Annotated in this window: 11 protein-coding genes and 6 pseudogenes; 10 read left to right on the forward strand and 7 right to left on the reverse strand. The window is 69.5% G+C overall.

From position 1 onward, the window contains the following. Positions 1-86: 86 nt before the first annotated feature. The 4 genes from OHB56_RS01750 (at position 87) to OHB56_RS01765 (ending at position 4,651) form a co-directional block, all read left to right on the forward strand. Positions 87-800 (forward strand): IS6 family transposase, encoded by a 714-nt coding sequence (locus OHB56_RS01750; RefSeq protein WP_406351219.1) that lies wholly within the window; start codon positions 87-89, stop codon positions 798-800. 90 nt (positions 801-890) lie between these two features. After that, positions 891-1,913, forward strand: a complete 1,023-nt coding sequence (locus tag OHB56_RS01755) for a LacI family DNA-binding transcriptional regulator (protein WP_406358874.1) — start codon at positions 891-893, stop codon at positions 1,911-1,913. A gap of 266 nt (positions 1,914-2,179) precedes the next feature. Beyond that, positions 2,180-3,310, forward strand: coding sequence for a GH12 family glycosyl hydrolase domain-containing protein (locus tag OHB56_RS01760; RefSeq protein ID WP_406351221.1), 1,131 nt, complete (start codon positions 2,180-2,182; stop codon positions 3,308-3,310). A 267-nt stretch (positions 3,311-3,577) separates the two neighbouring features. Next, positions 3,578-4,651 carry a lytic polysaccharide monooxygenase gene (locus tag OHB56_RS01765; RefSeq protein ID WP_406351222.1) on the forward strand — a complete coding sequence of 358 codons (1,074 nt, stop codon included), beginning with the start codon at positions 3,578-3,580 and terminating at the stop codon, positions 4,649-4,651. Between the two features lie 75 nt (positions 4,652-4,726). Here the strand turns inward: OHB56_RS01765 and OHB56_RS01770 are convergent, their stop codons facing one another. Together OHB56_RS01770 and OHB56_RS01775 are read right to left on the reverse strand one after the other, a co-directional pair. Further along, entirely contained in the window at positions 4,727-5,140 is a 414-nt protein-coding gene (locus OHB56_RS01770; RefSeq protein WP_406351224.1) for a hypothetical protein, read from the reverse strand. A gap of 174 nt (positions 5,141-5,314) precedes the next feature. Beyond that, positions 5,315-5,965 (reverse strand): integrase core domain-containing protein, encoded by a 651-nt coding sequence (locus OHB56_RS01775; protein WP_406351226.1) that lies wholly within the window; start codon positions 5,963-5,965, stop codon positions 5,315-5,317. 234 nt (positions 5,966-6,199) lie between these two features. Between OHB56_RS01775 and OHB56_RS01780 the strand changes: the two genes are divergently transcribed. Beyond that, the gene (locus tag OHB56_RS01780) at positions 6,200-6,373 is read left to right on the forward strand and encodes a hypothetical protein (RefSeq protein WP_406351228.1); all 174 of its coding nucleotides are present in this window, start codon (positions 6,200-6,202) and stop codon (positions 6,371-6,373) included. Positions 6,374-7,042: 669 nt separating this feature from the next. Continuing rightward, positions 7,043-7,495, forward strand: a complete 453-nt coding sequence (locus OHB56_RS01785; protein ID WP_406351229.1) for a GNAT family N-acetyltransferase — start codon at positions 7,043-7,045, stop codon at positions 7,493-7,495. Here OHB56_RS01785 and OHB56_RS01790 read toward each other — a convergent pair. Next, a pseudogene (locus OHB56_RS01790) lies at positions 7,473-7,613 on the reverse strand (IS5/IS1182 family transposase); the annotation flags it as partial. The gene OHB56_RS01785 and the pseudogene OHB56_RS01790 overlap by 23 nt on opposite strands. A 154-nt stretch (positions 7,614-7,767) precedes the next feature. On the opposite strand from OHB56_RS01790, the gene OHB56_RS01795 reads away from it, so the two are divergent. Further along, complete coding sequence (locus OHB56_RS01795) at positions 7,768-8,577, forward strand: transposase family protein (protein ID WP_326757295.1); 810 nt, start codon at positions 7,768-7,770, stop codon at positions 8,575-8,577. 18 nt (positions 8,578-8,595) lie between these two features. Here the strand turns inward: OHB56_RS01795 and OHB56_RS01800 are convergent. After that, a pseudogene (locus OHB56_RS01800) lies at positions 8,596-9,237 on the reverse strand (transposase family protein); the annotation flags it as partial. A gap of 104 nt (positions 9,238-9,341) precedes the next feature. Here OHB56_RS01800 and OHB56_RS01805 point away from each other — a divergent pair. Then, positions 9,342-9,473 (forward strand): annotated as a pseudogene (locus OHB56_RS01805) (GNAT family N-acetyltransferase); the annotation flags it as partial. A gap of 22 nt (positions 9,474-9,495) precedes the next feature. Here the strand turns inward: OHB56_RS01805 and OHB56_RS01810 are convergent. After that, positions 9,496-10,617 carry an IS630 family transposase gene (locus OHB56_RS01810; protein WP_406358876.1) on the reverse strand — a complete coding sequence of 374 codons (1,122 nt, stop codon included), beginning with the start codon at positions 10,615-10,617 and terminating at the stop codon, positions 9,496-9,498. 95 nt (positions 10,618-10,712) lie between these two features. Continuing rightward, positions 10,713-12,169: pseudogene (locus OHB56_RS01815) on the reverse strand (NF041680 family putative transposase). A 434-nt stretch (positions 12,170-12,603) separates the two neighbouring features. Here OHB56_RS01815 and OHB56_RS01820 point away from each other — a divergent pair. After that, complete coding sequence (locus OHB56_RS01820; protein ID WP_406351231.1) at positions 12,604-15,363, forward strand: ADP-ribosylglycohydrolase family protein; 2,760 nt, start codon at positions 12,604-12,606, stop codon at positions 15,361-15,363. Between the two features lie 415 nt (positions 15,364-15,778). On the opposite strand, the pseudogene OHB56_RS01825 reads toward OHB56_RS01820, so the two are convergent. Continuing rightward, positions 15,779-16,864: pseudogene (locus tag OHB56_RS01825) on the reverse strand (integrase core domain-containing protein). A 353-nt stretch (positions 16,865-17,217) separates the two neighbouring features. Between OHB56_RS01825 and OHB56_RS01830 the strand changes: the two are divergent. Further along, a pseudogene (locus tag OHB56_RS01830) lies at positions 17,218-17,416 on the forward strand (porphobilinogen synthase); the annotation flags it as partial. Positions 17,417-17,423: the final 7 nt, after the last annotated feature.

Consider the following 17,423-nt stretch of genomic DNA (forward strand, 5'->3'; position numbering starts at 1 on the left):
GCCGCTTGAGCTTCCCCCGCGGCGCTGTCACGTTGGTTGACTGGATGGGATGATCTTCGGGTTGATCAGGCTGGGAGGGATCCTCGGTGGACAGTGCGCCGTCGTACAGGGGGCACCGGTATCCGGCCGAGGTGATCTCTCACTGCGTGTGGCTGTACTTCCGCTTCCCGCTCAGCTTCCGCGAGGTCGAAGAGCTCATGCTCCAGCGCGGCATCCTCGTCTCCCACGAGACCGTGCGCCGTTGGTGCGCCAAGTTCGGCCAGGCCTACGCGAACGGACTGCGCCGCCGTCGGCCCCGGCCTGGCGACAAGTGGCATCTCGACGAAGTGTTCGTCAAGATCAGCGGTGTGCGGCAGTATCTGTGGCGGGCCGTCGACCAGGACGGCAACGTCCTCGACGTCCTGCTGCAGTCCAAGCGGGACGCCAAGGCCGCCAAGCGGTTTTTGGCCATGCTCATGAAGAAGCAACAGTGGGTGTCCAGGGACATGGTCACCGACAAGCTTCGCTCCTGCAGCAGCGCCCACCGGGAGCTGAGGCCCTCGGTCGAGTACCGCTCCCACAAGGGATTGAACAACCGGGCGGAGAACAGTCACCAGCCCACCCGGCAGCGCGAACGCGCCATGAAGGGCTTCCGCAGCGTCGGCGGAGCCCAGCGGTTCCTGGCCGCGTTCAGCGGCATCTCCCCCCACTTCCGGCCCCAGCGGCACCTGATGACCGCCACCGAACACCGCACCGAGATGACCACCCGCTTCGCCCTCTTACAGCGGCGATTACTTGGCACCTTGTGCGGGGCAACATGATGTACAGGCCGATCCGTTGCGGGGCTTGTGGGAACGGTCGATACGGGCATGGCTGGGGCCGTAGGATCAAGTGATCTCGTGGGGGTGGTCATGCTCAGGCGGCGTCCGGGCCCACCGACGCTCGAGGAGGTGGCCGCGCTCGCCGGTGTGGGGCGGAGCACCGTCTCCCGCGTCATCAACAACGCGGCGGGCGTGAAGGACACGACGCGCCGTGCTGTGCAGCGCGCCATCGCGGAACTGGGGTACGTCCCCAACCTGGCGGCCCGTACGCTGGCGGGCCGGCGTGCCGACGCGGTCGCGCTGGTCATGACGGAGCCGGACTGGCGGCAGTTCGGTGAACCCTTCTTCTCGGAGATCGTGCGGTCCGTCGGTGACGCGCTGACCGAGACCGAGGTGCAGTTGCTGCTCACCCTGGTGCGCACGGACGCCGAGCGGCAGCGTCTCGTGGAGTACGCGCGCGGCGGCCGGGTCGACGGCGTCATGCTGATGTCCGTGCACGCCGAGGACGCGCTGCCCGACATGCTGGCCGAAGTGGGCCTGCCCACCGTCCTGCTGGGGCGGCGCTCCGGGGACGAGAGTGTGACCTACGTCGACGCCGACAACGTCGGCGGGGCCCGCAGCGCCGTGGCGCATCTGCTGGATACCGGCCGCCGCGCGGTCGCGACCATCACCGGACCGTCCGACATGTACGTGGCCCAGTGCCGGCTGCGCGGCTACCGGGAGGCGCTGGAGCGGGCGGGTGCCGAGGGCAGGGCGTCCTGGACCGTCGAGGGCGACTTCTCCGCGGACAGCGGGCACCGGGCGATGGCCGAACTCATCGATCATGCCCCGGAGATCGACGGGGTGTTCGCCGCGTCGGACACCATGGCCGCGGGCGCGCTGGGTGCCCTGCGCGCGGCGGGGCGGCGGGTGCCGGACGATGTCGCGGTGATCGGTTTCGACGACTTTCCGCTCGCGCAGCTCACCGATCCGAAGCTGACGACGGTGCGTCAGCCGCTGGAGGAGATCGGGCGCACGATGGTGCGGCTGCTCCTGGAGGAGATGGAGGAGCCGGCGGTGGCCTGGCGGCACGTCATCCTCCGTACGAAGCTGGTGTTGCGCGGCTCCGCCTGACGACCCGCCGCCCCGGTCCGCCGGGCGCGCCCTCGGTGCACGTCGAATGTTTCGGGAGCGCTCCCGGCGTTCGGAGTTCGAGTGGATCACCTCTCTGACCAGCGCCTTCGAAACGCATTCGACGGGTTGCCGCGCACAGGGTTGTCAGGGACATGGACGCCTTCTACAGTCCCCTCCCGGAACGCTATTGGGAGCGCTCCCACCAATGGGGAGGCGGGAGCGCTCCCGCCGGTAACCCCGCACACCCTCCCGGAGAGGTCCCCCACATGCCACGGTTACGGCACCACCCCCGCACGCTGCGCACCGTGTCGGCCGCGCTCCTCACCACTCTCGCCGCGCTCGCGGCGCTGCTGACCGCGACCACACCGGCCCAGGCCGACACCACGGTCTGCGAACAGTACGGATCAACCGTCATCCAGGGGCGCTACGTCGTCCAGAACAACCGCTGGGGCACCAGCGCCACCCAGTGCGTCACCGCCACGGACACCGGCTTCCGGGTTGCCCAGGCCGACGGCTCGGTGCCGACCAACGGCGCGCCGAAGTCCTACCCGTCGGTCTTCAACGGCTGCCACTACACCAACTGCTCGCCGGGCACCGCCCTCCCCGCGCGCATCAGGGGCATCGCGAACGCCCCCACCAGCATCTCGTACGGCTACGTCGACAACGCCGTGTACAACGCCTCGTACGACATCTGGCTGGACCCGGGGCCCCGGACCGACGGGGTGAACCGGACCGAGATCATGATCTGGTTCAACAAGGTGGGGCAGATCCAGCCGATCGGCTCGCAGGTCGGCACGGCCACCGTGGCCGGGCGCACCTGGCAGGTGTGGTCCGGCGGAAACGGCACCAACGACGTGCTGTCGTTCGTCGCGCCGTCGGCGATCAGCAGCTGGAGCTTCGACGTGATGGATTTCGTCCGGGAGACCGTGGCGCGCGGACTGGCGGGCAACGACTGGTACCTGACGAGCATTCAGGCCGGTTTCGAGCCCTGGCAGAACGGCGCGGGGCTCGCCGTGCACTCGTTCTCGTCCACCGTCGACACGGGCGGCGGCTCGAATCCGGGGGACCCCGGCGCCCCGGCCGCCTGCACCGTGTCGTACTCCACGAACGTCTGGCCGGGCGGCTTCACCGCGAACGTCACCGTCACCAACAACGGTCCGGCCGCCGTCGAGGGCTGGCAGCTCGCCTTCACCCTGCCCTCCGGGCAGCGCATCGTCCACGCCTGGAACGCGTCCGTCACCCCCTCCTCGGGTGCGGTCGCGGCGACCGCACCGGCCGGCAACACGCGGATCGCCGCCGGGGAGAGCCAGAGCTTCGGCTTCCAGGGCAGCTACAGCGGCGCCTTCGCACAGCCCGACGCCTTCCGGCTGAACGGCACCGCCTGCCGGACCGCGTGAGGGCACGCGGGCCGCACCCCGCCGTGCCCCCTCGCTCCGGGGGCCCGCTCTTCCCTCCCTGCGCGACGGGGCGGGCCCCGGCCGGACCGCACCGCGAACGGCAGCGCCGAGGGCCGGTGCCGACGCACCGGCCGCCCGGCCGGTCCCGTTCCGCCGCGGGACGGTCCCTCCAAGCCCCGCCCGTCCGGTTGGCACCCTCCCCGGCCGGGCGGGGGTTCCACCCCTCGCACCGCCCATGAAGAACTCAGCATCGGGACAGGAGACTCCATGGCTCTGAGAAGCAGACTGGTCTCTCTGGCAGCGGTACTGGCGACCCTCCTCGGAGGGCTCGGTCTCAGTTTCCTCTGGCAGAAGGACGCGCAGGCGCACGGCGTGGCGATGATGCCCGGTTCGCGCACCTACCTCTGTCAGCTGGACGCCATCACCGGCACCGGCTCACTCGACCCGACCAACCCCGCCTGCCGGGCCGCGCTGAACCAGAGCGGCGCGTCGGCCCTGTACAACTGGTTCGCCGTCCTGGATTCCCGGGCCGCCGGGCGCGGCCCGGGGTATGTGCCGGACGGTACGCTGTGCAGTGCCGGCGACCGGTCGCCGTACGACTTCTCCGCCTACAACGCGGCCCGCTCCGACTGGCCCCGCACGCATCTGACGTCCGGAGCGACGATCAAGGCGCAGTACAGCAACTGGGCTGCGCACCCGGGTGACTTCCGGGTCTACATCACCAAGCCCGGCTGGTCGCCCACGTCCCAGCTGGGATGGAACGACCTGGAGCTGATCCAGACCGTCACCGACCCGCCCCAGCAGGGCTCCCCGGGTGCCAACGGGGGCCATTACTACTGGAACCTGAAGCTGCCCTCCGGCCGCTCCGGTGACGCGCTGATCTTCATGCAGTGGGTGCGTTCGGACAGCCAGGAGAACTTCTTCTCCTGCTCCGACGTCGTCTTCGACGGGGGCAACGGCGAGGTGACCGGCATCCGGGGCTCGGGCAGCACGCCGCCCCCGGACCCGGACCCGACCGACCCGCCCCACACGGGTGAGTGCATGGCCGTCTACAACGTGGTGAACTCCTGGAACGGCGGTTTCCAGGGCTCCGTCGAGGTGATGAACCACGGGACCTCGCCGCTCAACGGCTGGGCCGTGCAGTGGAAGCCCGGTCCCGGGACCACGATCGGCAGTGCCTGGAACGGCTCCCTCACCACCGGATCCGACGGCACGGTGACGGTACGGAACGTCGCTCACAATCGGGTGATCAATCCCGACGGAAGTGTGACGTTCGGCTTTACGGCCACGTCGTCGGGCAACAACTTCCCGGTGGGCACGATCGGTTGTGTGAATCCGTAGCGACCGCCCCGGCCAGGTGCGCCGCTTCGCCCCGCCTCCACCGCGGGGCGAAGCGGCGCACCGTTGCTCCCGTGTTCAGGCGGAGTCCGTCCGGGCAGGCTCCCGGACCGGTGTGGAGGCAGGGCGGGCGGCCTCGCGGTCGGCTCGGTGCAGGGGCGTCAGTACCACGAGGCCGACGACCGCGACAAGGACGAAGAAGCCGCCGAGCACGGCCGCGCCGGTCACCGGACCGGCCATCAGTCCGTGCGCGGTCACGACGGCGCCGGGGGCCGGTACCCCGATGCCCTGGGCGACGTATCCGGCGAGGTAGCCGCCGGACACCATGCCCGCCCGGTGCGGGGCGGGGGCGGATCGGCTGAGCACCGTGAGCCCGCCGGCGAAGTCGAAGGCGTACGCGGCTCCGGCGACGGCCGACGCCAGGAAGAACAGCAGCAGTCCCTCGACCGCCCGTGACGGGACGTCTATCGGGTTCCGGGCAGCAGTGGCCATCGGTGTTCACTCTGTCACCGTGTCCGTCGATCACCGGTGGGCTCGTGCTCGCGGGGTGCACGGGCTCCGTATCCGGCGCTACGGGAACACCGGGCAGGAAGGCCGGCGCCACCAGAGTCACTGATCCGGCAGTGAAGGACACCCTGTGCTTGCCGAATACCTCGTCCGTGCTGGTCAGGCCGCATGCTGGTACGCGTGGAGGGTGCCGCCGAGCCGCGCTCGCCGTCGTATGTCCAAACGGGCGATCCGGTCCGGGTCCTCGATCGGAGCGGTCAGCGGGTGGAGGGGGCGGGCGTTCGCGAGGCCCTGGTGCGGCCTGTGCTCGTTGTAGAACGTCTCGAACTCGCGCAGTGCGTGCAGGAGATGGCGTTGGTTCCAGATCAATGTGCGGTCCAGCAGTTCTCGTCGGCAGGTCCGCACCCACCGCTCCATGATCGAGTTCACTCTCGGTATCCGGACGCCGCTGAGCACCACCTCGATACCCGCGTCCTTGAGGACGGCGTCGAACAGCCGCGGGAACTTCCCGTCCCGATCCCTGATCAGACAGCGCGCCCAACAGCCGGCGTCCTCGAGGTCCATGACAAGATTCCTCGCCGCCTGGACCACCCAGGACGCGGTCGGATGCGCGGTCGCGCCCAGGATCCGGATCCGGCGGTTCGCGTACTCGATCGCGGCGAACACGTACAAGCGGGCCCCGGACGGGGTGACCGTTTCGAAGAAGTCGCACGCCAGGAGCGCGTCGGCCTGGGAGCGCAGGAAGTCCCCCCAGGTGCTCGAGGCCCGCCCGGGCGCCGGCTCGATGCCGGCCTCCTTGCTCTGGGGCACCTCCCAGCGGTAGCCGGGGAGAATTCGAGAGTTTGGGGAAGGTGGACAGGCACGTGAAGCCTCTGGTGGAGACGGTTCTCTTGGTCGAAAACCCATCTACCAGGGGCTTCAGCACGTTGTCAGCCCAACTGTCGAACTTCAGAGGCAGGTTGGAAAGGGATCAGTGTCTGCGCCCCGGCTTGTGGGGGTGCTGTCCGGGCATACGGGCTTCACCCGTTCGAGAGAAGCCCGCTCATGCTCGGCATAGTGGCCGCGGTGCTGTTCTTCTTCGCGTTTTTGATCAATGCGGCGGACATCGGCACCAACAATGTGTTCTCCTCGACGAATGTGATGCTGCTGGGGCTGACCGCCCTGGCGCTGCATGTGGCGGGGATCGGTGCTGGCTGGGCTTCCAGGAACCGACGCTGACCCCGGCCCCTGCGACCCGCTGACGGGGTGCTCGGGGTGGCGCGAACACCCCGAGCCCCCTTCGTGGCCGGTCTTGCCCGCGTCAGCCGGTTCCCATGAGGCGTCCGCTCATCGATCTTGATTGCGGGCCTGCTGTTGCTCTGCCGCACCGAGCGGCGCATTCGGCCCGCGGTTCAGGGAGGCCTCGCTCGGGGCCGAGGGGAACGGCGCGGGTGATCCCCGGGCCGAACTCGCCGTTGGCGCGCGCAGGCCAGGCGGTTCGGTTGGCAGTGTTGGGGCTCTCTGAAATTGGCTCTGACCGCAGTTCCGTGAATCCCCAGGTCAGCCGCGGGAACGAGGGATCGTTTCGGCAGGGTGTTCTCTGCCATGGCGAGCAAGGCGGTTGAGGATGTGCTGTTTCCCGAAATCGATGTGCGGGTGGAGGGGGTGAGGGACTCCTCCGACGTCCTGGTGGTGGAAGCGGTGTCGACGGCTCGTCCGGGCCGGTGCCCGGACTGCCGCAAGCAGGCGAGGCGTGTACACAGCTAGTGCTCTGACCGGGAAGGTTCGCCGGGGCGGTGGTCGCTTCGTCAGTCTTGGAGCCAGCCGTGCATTCTCCTTTTGAGCGGCGGTAGCAGTCCCGAAGAAAATGGATTGCCTTGGGAGCAGCGCTCACGTTGGCTGGGCAGCATGGCTGAACTGCGTACCGATCGCCTCGTGCTCCGTCGATGGCAAGACTCCGACCTTGAACCGTGGGCGGCGATGAATGCTGATCCCGAGGTTCGGGAGCACTTGGGCGACCTGCTCACCCGTGAACAGAGCGATGCCTCCGTGGCGCAGTTCCAGGCCGAGTTCGACCAGCGAGGCTACGGATGGTGGGCAGTTCAATTGCAGGCCACGGGCGAGTTCATCGGCTTCGCGGGCTTGGACCCGGTGGATGATGACATGCCGTTCACGGGGGTAGAGATCGGTTGGAGGCTCGCTCGCTCGGCCTGGGGCCAGGGTTACGCCACCGAGGCCGCCCTGGCTGGCCTGGCCTTCGGCTTCGAAACGCTTGAACTCGCCGAGATCCTTGCAGTGACGACTGCTACCAACCTCCGTTCCCAAGCAGTGAGCTTCTTCAGCGTTGCCGCTCCAGCGTGAGGATGGCCTTGGCGATTGACGTCATGCGGTTGGGGCTGCATCGGGACCTGCGGAAGATCCGCCAGGACTTCAGCCTCGCGACGCCGCGTTCGACGGGCGCTCGCGCTGCGGCCAGTGACGTTTTCTCAGCGAAATGATCTACGCGAAGCGGCATGAACCGCTCCATGCGTGAGCAGGCCGGACGGACTGGGCCCGGCCGTGGACAGACGTAAAGCCCCTGGTAGGACAGGTCTCACCACAAGATCATGTCCGTAACCACCAGAGGCTTCACGTTGGTCACCTATGTTGCCACGCTCGATGTCCCGCGCCACGTCGTGGACCACCTCTCGCGTCTGCTCGCCGCCCACCGCCGCCGAATCGGCACTCCGCGAGGCAGCCGGGCGCTCGGCCCGTTCCGCCAGGCCGTGCTGGTGCTGCGTTGGTTCCGCGAACGCGGCTGCGTGCACTGCCTGGCCCGCGACGCGGGCGTCTCTCAGGCCACCGGCTACCGCTACCTGCACGAGGGCATCGACGTCCTCGCCGCCCAGGCCCCGGACCTGCACGCGGTCCTGGACCACTGCCGACGCGCGGGGATGACCCACGTGATCCTCGACGGCACACTGATCGAATCGGACCGCCTCGCCGGCGTCCGCGACAACGGCAACGACTGGTGGTTCAGCCAGAAACACAAGGCGTTCGGCGGCAACGTGCAGTTCCTGGCCGCTCCGGACGGCACCCCGCTGTGGGTCTCCGACGTCGAACCCGGCTCCACCCCCGACGTCACCGCCGCCCGCATCCACGCCCTGCCCGCCCTCTACAAGGCGGCGGCCGACGGGCTGCCGACCCTGGCCGACAAGGGCTACATCGGCGCCGGCATCGGCATCCTCATTCCCGTCCGCCGCCCCAACAACCAGTCCGAGCAGGCACTTTGCGCGGACACCCGTGCCTTCAACACCCTCGTGCGGAGCGTTCGGGCCCTGGGCGAGCGCACCGCTGCCGAGCTCAAGCAGCGCTGGCGCACGCTGCAGCACGTCACCCTCAGCCCCAGCCGGATCGGCGACATCGCCCGCGCCGCCCTCGTCCTCAACGGAATCTGGAAGTGACCATCGTTGAGAAAACCTCAGTGCCTGATTGTGGGACTTTTCGGTGGGGGTGAGTTCCTGCAGGGGCCTGCGTTTGATGCCGGTGGTCAGCCATGGGCCGGCGCCCTGGTAGGCGAGATCGGCCAGGATGGGAACGCCTTGGCGTTCGCAGATCCGGATGATCCGGTGGGTGCGGGCTGGGGGTACCCCCGGCCGAAGGCTGGGGGAGGTCAGGTCATGGGTGCGGCCCGGCAGGGCGGGCGAGAGCCACAGCAGCCGGCCGCCGGGGTCGGTGACGACCTGCACGTTCACGCCGTGGCGCCGGTGTTTGTGGGAGTAGTCGGCCCGGCCGTCGCCGACCCGGTCGCACTCGGCGAGGGTGCCGTCGAGCAGGACGAACTCGGGTTCGTGCTCGCGCAGCGTCTTCAGCAGGCCCGGTGCACGTTCGGCGAGCAGGTCGACGACCGCGCTGGTGTAGGCGTGGGCGGTGGACTCGCTGATCCCGAACCCGGCGGCGATCTTCGCGAGAGTGGTGTGCTCGCGCAGGTACACCAGTGCCACCATCGCGCGCTGGGACGGACGGAGCTTGCAGCGCCGGTCGCCCTCACGGGTGATGATCAGCATGGTGACCCACTCCACGAGTGCATGCGGCAGGTCGAGTGCGGCAGGATGGATGACCAACGAGGCCCCCGAGCAACGTGATTGAGACGTCAGACATCTCGATCAACAGCCCGAGGGCCTCGCTCGTTGCGCTTCACGGCCCATCACCCGATCGGTGGCCAACTCGAAGAAGCTCAGTGATGCGCCGGATCGGCATGACCCGCGACCCGGCTGACGATTTCGACGACCCCACCGCGCCCGAAGGGCCACTGCGTCCGAACGTGCTGTACCGAATCGCGCGTGGTGTGAGGGTCTGACGCTCTCGGCTCGGTCGCTTGGTCAGGCTGCAGCGGGGAGCGGGCGTCCGCCCCAGCGGATGCCCTTCTCGCTGCGGATGCGGGCGCGTTCGCGACGCTGCGCCGCGAGGACGTCGGGGTGGCGGGCGTTGGTGTTGCGCCAGCGCAGGTAGGCGTGCAGGGCCCGGGTCTGCACGCTGTGGTTGCGGTGGTTGGAGTTGGCGATCGTGAACTGCCGCAGTGGCCCGAAATGGGCTTCGATCGGGTTGGCCCAGGAGGCGTAGGTCGGGGTGAAGCACAGCTCGACGCGGTTCTTCTTCGCCCAGCGACGGATCTTGTCGCCCTTGTGGGCGGACAGGTTGTCCAGGATGACGTAGATCGGGGCGCTGTCCGGGCGCGCGGCCCGGATCGACCTCAGTGCGGCCAGGGTGTTCACCGCACCCTTCTTGCGGTGGTTGACGCCCCACAGCCGGTCGTCGCCGACGGAATAGCAGCCGTGGAAGTACCGCACCCCGTGGGTGCGGTGGTAGGTCGCGGGATGGCGCTCGGGGTGACCGGTGGGAGCCCAGCCGGCCCCGGCGGTGGGGCGGATGCCGAGCGGTCCGAACTCGTCGAACGCGAACACGCGGTCCGGGAAGCGTTCCAGCACCTCCTCGATGCGGTCCAGCTTGGCGTCGCGCTCGGGGTCGGGCGACTCCTTCCAGGTCTTGGTGCGTTGGAAGGTGATGCCGCGGCGGGCGAGCAGGCACCGTAATGCCTCGCGGCCGATCCGGATCACACTGCCGTGCACTTTCCGCAGGTAGGCGGCGAGTTTGCGGATGGACCAGCGGGTGAAGGACTGGCCGAGCTTGGTCGGGCGGGTGGTGGCCGTCTGCACGACGAAATCCTCGTCGTCAGGACTGAGCAGGCGGGGACGGCCTCCCGCCCAGCGAGGGTCCAGGCAGGCCAGACCGATCGCGTTGAACCGGTGGATCACGTCGCGGACGGTGTCCTCGTCGGCCTGAACCAGCTTCGCGATCACCGGGACCCGGTTCCCGCCGGCCGAGGCCAGCAGCATCATCGCGCGCCGGTATCGCACGGAGCTGGTGCTGCCCCGGCGCACGATCTGCTGCAGCTTCTGCCCCTCCTGGTCGGTCAACCTGCGCACACGGACAGGCTCAGCCACCACACCCCCAACGGTCGGATCGGACGTCTCCGGACATCCAACCGCTGGAACCGCCGCCCCGGCGAACCTTCCCGGTCAGAGCACTAGCTTGATCTTTAACCTGTGCGGCGGGGGCGTGGAGTCGTGGACTTCTTCGTGCGTCGTTTTGTGGGGCCGGGTTTGCGGACGGTGTGCACGTCGTAGCGTGCGGTGGGCTGGTTGTTCCTGCGGCCGGGTGGCCGTCCCGGGCCGGGCCGAGAGGATTTCGGTGCTCCGGCCGGGCAGGCGGCCTTGGCCGGAGGTGCCGAAAGTCGCGACGGACGCGGGCCGGGGTGAGCCTGTCGGGCGGGGTCGGCTTTTCCCACGGCCGCCGGAGGTCTGCCGCCAGCGGGCGGGCGAGCCGGAGCTGGGTGAAGGCGACGACGATCAGCCAGGTCCAGCGGTCGGCGGCTTCGGGGGTGCGGATCTTCGGACAGGTCCAGCCCAGGGTCTGCTTGAACAGGCGGAAGGTGTGCTCGATGTCGAAGCGCCGCAAAAACGCCTGCCACAGACGGTCGACGTCGGCGGTGGTGGCGTCGGTGCCCGACCACCACAGCCAGACCGGCTTGGGTGTCGCGCCGCTGGGCAGATGCTCGACCTGCAGACGGATCACGGTGCCCTCGATGACCGGCAGGGCACCGAGCTGGGAAGTCCAGGCAGAGCGGTGGGTCAGTCTCGGGTGGAGCCGGTCCCATGCCCGGGCGGTGGCGGTGCCGTAGAGACGGGTTGCGGTCACCGTCTGCGCTTCGGGTGTGCCCCAGGTGGCCGGGTCACCGAAGACGAACTCCCCTCCATGGCGGGGCGGCCGGCCCCGCACGCCGGGCTCGCGAGGCGGGACCGCACGGCGCAGGACACGGTCCGAGCGCATCCGGCCCAGTACCTGCACCGGCAGATCTTTGAGCAGGAAGGCCAGGCGGGGCACGTCGTATCCGGCGTCCACCACGATCAGGATCTCCGGGTCGCCGTCCGTCCACTGCCCGGCCGAGACCAGCCGCTCGACCAGTTCACGCATCTGTCCGGCCGTGACGGTGGCGGCGTCGTCGCCCGGGGCCAGACGCAATGCGTCCAGCGGCGCGGTCCACGAACTGCGTCCCGTCTCCAGCGCGCAGATCACCGAGTAGGGCCAGCCGGGCACGGGAATGTGCTGGTCCTTGCCCCGGCCGTAGGTGTGGCACAGGATCCGCTGCGGTGAGGTGTGCGCGCTGGGCCGCAGCCAGCAGGTGAGGTCGGCGGCCAGCACCAGCCGGCCGTCCGCCGCCCGCGGCAGCGGCACCGTCGCCAGGGCCCGTCGCAGCCGGGCGACGTCGACCCGGCCTGCGGACAGGGCGTCGTAGAGCCCGCCGTGCCCGCGCCGGTGTTCGCCCACCAGCGACAGTTCCACCAGCGACCGGACCGGGCCATCCGCACACAGCACGGCATCGGCCAGCTCGAACAACGCATCCGCTCGCCTGGTCAGACAGGAGTAGAACTCACCCCGGAAGCATGACAGTTCCGCAAACGGATCCTGCCGGACGACGTGATGCAGCAGACTCATCCCCACGGCCTTCGCGCTGAGCTTGTGTGTTCCTTGGTCGGATCACATGCTCAGCCGAAGGCCGCCTTCACATACGGCAGTTACCAGCCCGAGTGATCAAGTACGAGGAGTCGTTCGACCTCCGAGGTTAAAGATCAAGCTAGAGCCGCCTCTCACTGTAGCCACGGCTGAACGACCGGCTGCTGCCACTACTCCGCTCACTCAGCCGGGATCGGACAGATCGCGTGGTTCCAGGCGCCGACCACGACAAACTTCAGTATCGTCTCATTGACGATAAGGGGGTTGCTCTGCCAGACTGGCGGAGCGTCAATGTGCCGAGGAGTAGTCCTTTTCGGCATTCTGCCGTGTCTGCGCCGTCCCCGTTTATTCCGCCGGGGATCGAGTCCGCACGCCACCGCCCATCTCCGCGCGCCACCGCACCTTATGGAGTTCCCATGGCCCATGCCCCGCAGCCCCGCCTGGACACGCTGGCCACCGACCGGGCCGCTGGTGTACTGCTCGGCGCGGCCGTGGGCGACGCGTTGGGCGTGCCCTACGAGTTCGAGGCGACGCTGCGCGACGACCAGCAGCCCCGCATGATCGGTGGCGGTCTGGGTCCGTACGAGCCCGGCGAGTACTCCGACGACACCCAGATGCAGGTCTGCATCGCCGAGGTCACGGCCGACGGAGCGGATCTGCGCTCACCGGGGGCCCTTGACGGGATAGCCGCCAACTTCCAGGGCTGGCTGAGCGGCGGCGCCAGTGACGTCGGCGCCCAGACCCGCGCCGTCCTGGGCACCGCTTCCAGTGCCTCCGGAGCGCCGGGCGCGGCGATGCTGGCCGCCGCCCGCAGTTTCACCGCCGGCAACGATCGCGGCGCGGGGAACGGCTCGTTGATGCGCACCGGGATCGTCGCCCTCGGCCATCTCGGTGACACCGCCGAGATGGCCGAGGCCGCCGTCGCCGTCAGCGCGCTCACCCACCCGGACCCCGACTGTGCCGATGCCTGCGTGCTGTGGTGCTCCGGCATCCGCACCGCGGTGCTGCACGGAACCTTCGACGGCGTGCGCGCCGGCCTGGACCTGCTCCCCGCCGAGCGCCGCGAGGCGTGGGCGAAGCGGCTGGACGAGGCGGAGGCCAATCCGCCGCACCACTTCGCCAACAACGGCTGGGTCGTCCACGCGCTCCAGGCCGCCTGGTCGGCGATCATCCGCACCGCCGTCCCCGAACTGAGCCCCGCCGGGCACAGTTTCCCCGCGCAGCACTTCGGCCTCGCCCTGGAGGCGGCGGTGCGGGCCGGGACGGACACCGACACCGTCGCGGCGATCGCGGGCGCCCTGCTCGGCGCGCGCTGGGGCTGCTCCGGCATCCCGCTGGAGTGGCAGCAGGCCGTGCACGGCTGGCCCGGCCACACCACCGGAGCCGACCTGGTCCGGCTGGCGGTACGCACCGCCCGGGGCGGGAGCGACGACGTCCAGGGCTGGCCCTCGGCACCCCGCATGTCCGTCGGCGGCCACCACAGCTTCGCCATACCCCACCCGCACGACCCCGGAGTGTTGCTGGGCAACCTGGCCCTGGCCCAGGGCACCGAGCCGGTTGCCGTCGACGCCGTGGTCTCGCTGTGCCGTACCGGCACGGACCCGATCCTGCCCGGAACCAATGTCGAGCACGTCCGCGTGTGGCTGGTGGACAGTCAGGGGGAGAACGCCAACCTCCACTACGTCCTGGACCAGGCCGCCCGACAGGTACTGCGGCTGCGCCAGGAGGGCAAGCGGGTCCTGCTCCACTGCCTTGCCGGACAGAGCCGCACCCCCGCCGTCGCCGCGATCTACAGCCACCTGGCCACCGGCACCGACTCCAAGACCGCGCTGAACGACCTGCGCCGGGTACTGACCAACGGCTGGCACCTCGACGCACACCCGCAGATGCACGACGCGGTGCACGAGCTGACCACCGCGCCGGCCACCGACAGGAAGACGGCCGGAGCCGTTCCGCGGAAGGACCAGGCCCGTGACATCACAGGCGGCGCGGCGACGGTCGACACAACCAACCCGCGTGAGGATGCCGCCGCGGAGCAGGATTCGCTGTTCGCCTCGGAGGCTGATGTGAACCGGAGGCTGCGGGAGTTCCCGAAGGACAAGCGGGCGGCATCCCGGGTACGCGGTCTGCTGCTCGGTCTGGCGCTCGGCGACACGCTGGGCCGCGCCCAGGACAAACTGCCGGCCGACGGCCCGCTGCGGGCCGGGGTGAGCACCCAGCTGGCCTGTTTCACCGCCGAGGGTGTGATCCGCGCTCTCGTACGCGGTGACCACAAGGGCTTGTGCCACCCTCCGACGGTCGTGTGGCACGCGTACGGCCGGTGGGCTGCCCTGCAAGGTCTCAAGGCCCGCCGCTGGGGCACGGGCGAGGACCGGTGGCCCGACGGCTGGCTCGCCCAGGTGCCCGTTCTGGCCGAACGGCGCGGTTCGGCACCGGCGACCGTGACCGCGCTGGCCAAGAGCGAGCACGGCAACGTGGAAACGCCGACGACCAGTCGCGGCTGCCACGCGCTCACCCGCACCCTGCCGGCCGCTCTGCTGGGCATGGGCCAAGGCTTCGAGCCGGCAACACGGTGGGCCCACGAGATGGCTGCCCTCACCCATGGCGATCCGGCCGCGCAGTCCGCGACCGCCCAAGCGGTGGCGCTGGTCAGCCACTGTCTGATCAGCCTTCCGGGGAATGCGGCTTCGTCCGACGGTCCGTCGCAGGTGCAGCAAGCTCTGCAGAAGGGCCTTCTTGCCCTTCGTAGAGCCGGGTATAGCCTGGACGCGCGGGTGCTCGACCGGCTCGCCGAGGCACTTCAAGAGGCTATTAATCATCCAGCCGACGCTAAACGGCTCGCGAAGCTCGCACCGGACGCCACCGCGCCCTCAGCCCTGTTCGGCGGCGTGTATGTCGCCGCCTCCTTCCTCGAGCCGGCTCAGGTACACGACGCACTGCGCTTCGCCGCCGGGGCGCCGGACGGCGATTCGGTCGCCTGCGTGGCCGGTGCGCTGCTGGGGGCTGCACACGGCGCCGAGGCCCTGCCCATCGATCTCGTCAGCCGCCACGAACTGGCCTGGGTCCTCGACACCCTGGCCCGCGACCTCGTCGCCCAGCTCGCCGACGCACCCAGTGGCAGCGAGTACGTTTCGGGCTGGGACCCGCACTGGTGGGACCGCTACCCCGGCTGGTGACCCGTCAGCTCCGCCTCGACGACATCGCTGGGATCAGCCGAGGGTGTCGAGGCGGGGCCGGGAAGGTGTCTCCTGGGAACAGAGGCGGCGGTCTGGCGGCAGGGGCGAGCGGAGCCGAGTTCCCTACTACGACCGCCGGGCAGGCAGGGCACTCACATCGCAGGAGGACGTTCTCTGACCGACGACGGAGACTATGGACGGTTTGGGTGTTGGCACGGTGGTGGAGTAGGACTCGAGGCGAACGCCAGTGCGCTGTTCACACGCTCGTCGGCGATCGTGGATGTGCTTCACGCGGTAGGCGAGTCGGCTGCTCCACTGCGCGACCTCAACGGGCGTCACCGGGACGCCACACTGACGCAGCCTGTGTCGCTCGAAAATACGATTCGGTGCTGTGAGCTGCGGAGAGGCCGTTCGGTCAGGCGGTTCTCCGGTACTGGTTGATCAGGCCGCCAAGGAGGGGGTGTCGCCGGATTCGCTGGGCCTGGAGGTCGGTGACGGTGGCTGGAGCGGGCGGTTTGGTGCTGTCCGGGGGCAGTTGCCGTCGGGACTGGTGGGGGTGGTGCTGGTTGTAGTGCCGGATGTACTCGGCCAGGACCGCTTGAGCGTGGGCCTCGTTGTAGATCAGGATCCGGTCGAGGAGTTCGCGCCGGAGGGTGCCCACGGCTCTCTCGCCGATCGCGTTCGCTCTCGGTGCCTGCGGCGGGCCGAGCAGGATCTGTACGTCGTCGGCCTGGAAGACGGCGTCGAAGGCGTCGGTGTACTTCGCATCCCGGTCCCGCAGCAGAAAGCGCAGCAAGTCCATCCGGCACCCCAACGTCATGGCGAGATTCCTCGCCTGCTGGATGGTCCACTGCGCGGTGGGGTGGACGGTGACGCCGGCGAGGTGTAATCGGCGAGTGCCGTGCTTGATGAAGATCAGGGCGTACAGGCGCCCCAGCGCCACGGTGTCGAGGTGCAGGAAGTCGGCGGCGATGATGCCGTGGGCCTGGGTGGTGAGGAACTGGCGCCAGGTAGGGCCGGAGCGATGCGGGGCGGGGTCAACTCCCGAGGACTGCAGGACCTCCCATACGGTGGACGGGGCGATGGAGTAGCCGAGGCGGGCGAGCTCGCCCTGTATGCGGCGGTGGCCCCAGGTGCTGTTCTCGCGCGCCAGACGCAGGATGAGCTGCTTGACGGTGGGCGCAGTCGGGGGCCGTCCCGGGTGGCGGCGCTCGGTGAATGTTCACTTCCGGGAGACCAGGCGTCGGTGACAGGCCAGCAGCGTGGTCGGCGTGACCGCGAAGACCTGACGCCAGCGTTCCCGCGGGACCAGCCGGGGAAGGACGGCCAGCCAGATCCGGTCGGCGGACTCATAGCAGACCCGGGCGATCTGGCGGCGCAGCACCGCGTTCTCGTGTCGCAGCGCCAGCACCTCCGCATCTTTGGCCACCTGACTGCGCAGCACGGCAGCGGGCACCTTGATCAGATTCCGGACCAGCGCGGTGACGATCGACGGTGGCATCGAAGGATCATCCCAGGCGCCGCGGAGGCCCTTGCCCCACACGGAGAAGCTGCAGGCCAAACCCAGAATCGTATTTCCGAGCGGGACAGGGGGAGTGCCTGGGGGCATCGGAGCGCACGGTCTGGCGATGGCTGGCCGAGGCATCCCAGAACCCGGCGGCGGCCGCGTACCCCGGAGCCCGCCGCACGACGCGCCTCCTGCAACTGCGCGCCGTCACCGGTATCCCCCCGACCCTGGTCTGCCACTGCCCCCACCTTCCCGCCGCCCTGCACCAGGCCCTGCGGACAGCCGACTACGCCATCACCGCCGACTTCCAGGCAGCCCGCCGCCACTACTGCTCGATAAAGCCACCCAAGGTGGCCGACACGGTGACCGTGCCGGTCACGGCGTACCAGATCAGCGGTGAGTACGCGATGATCGAGGCCGCCGCGGAGAAGGGCTGGATCGACCGGGACGCGGCGATCCTGGAGAGCCTGACGGGCATCCGGCGCGGGTGCGCGGATGATCCTGACGTACTGGGCGACGGAGGTCGCCCAGCGGCTCGGCCGCTGAGGCCCGT

The sequence above is a fragment of the Streptomyces sp. NBC_01635 genome (assembly GCF_045209715.1).
GTDB classification, from domain to species: Bacteria; Actinomycetota; Actinomycetes; order Streptomycetales; family Streptomycetaceae; genus Streptomyces; species Streptomyces hirsutus.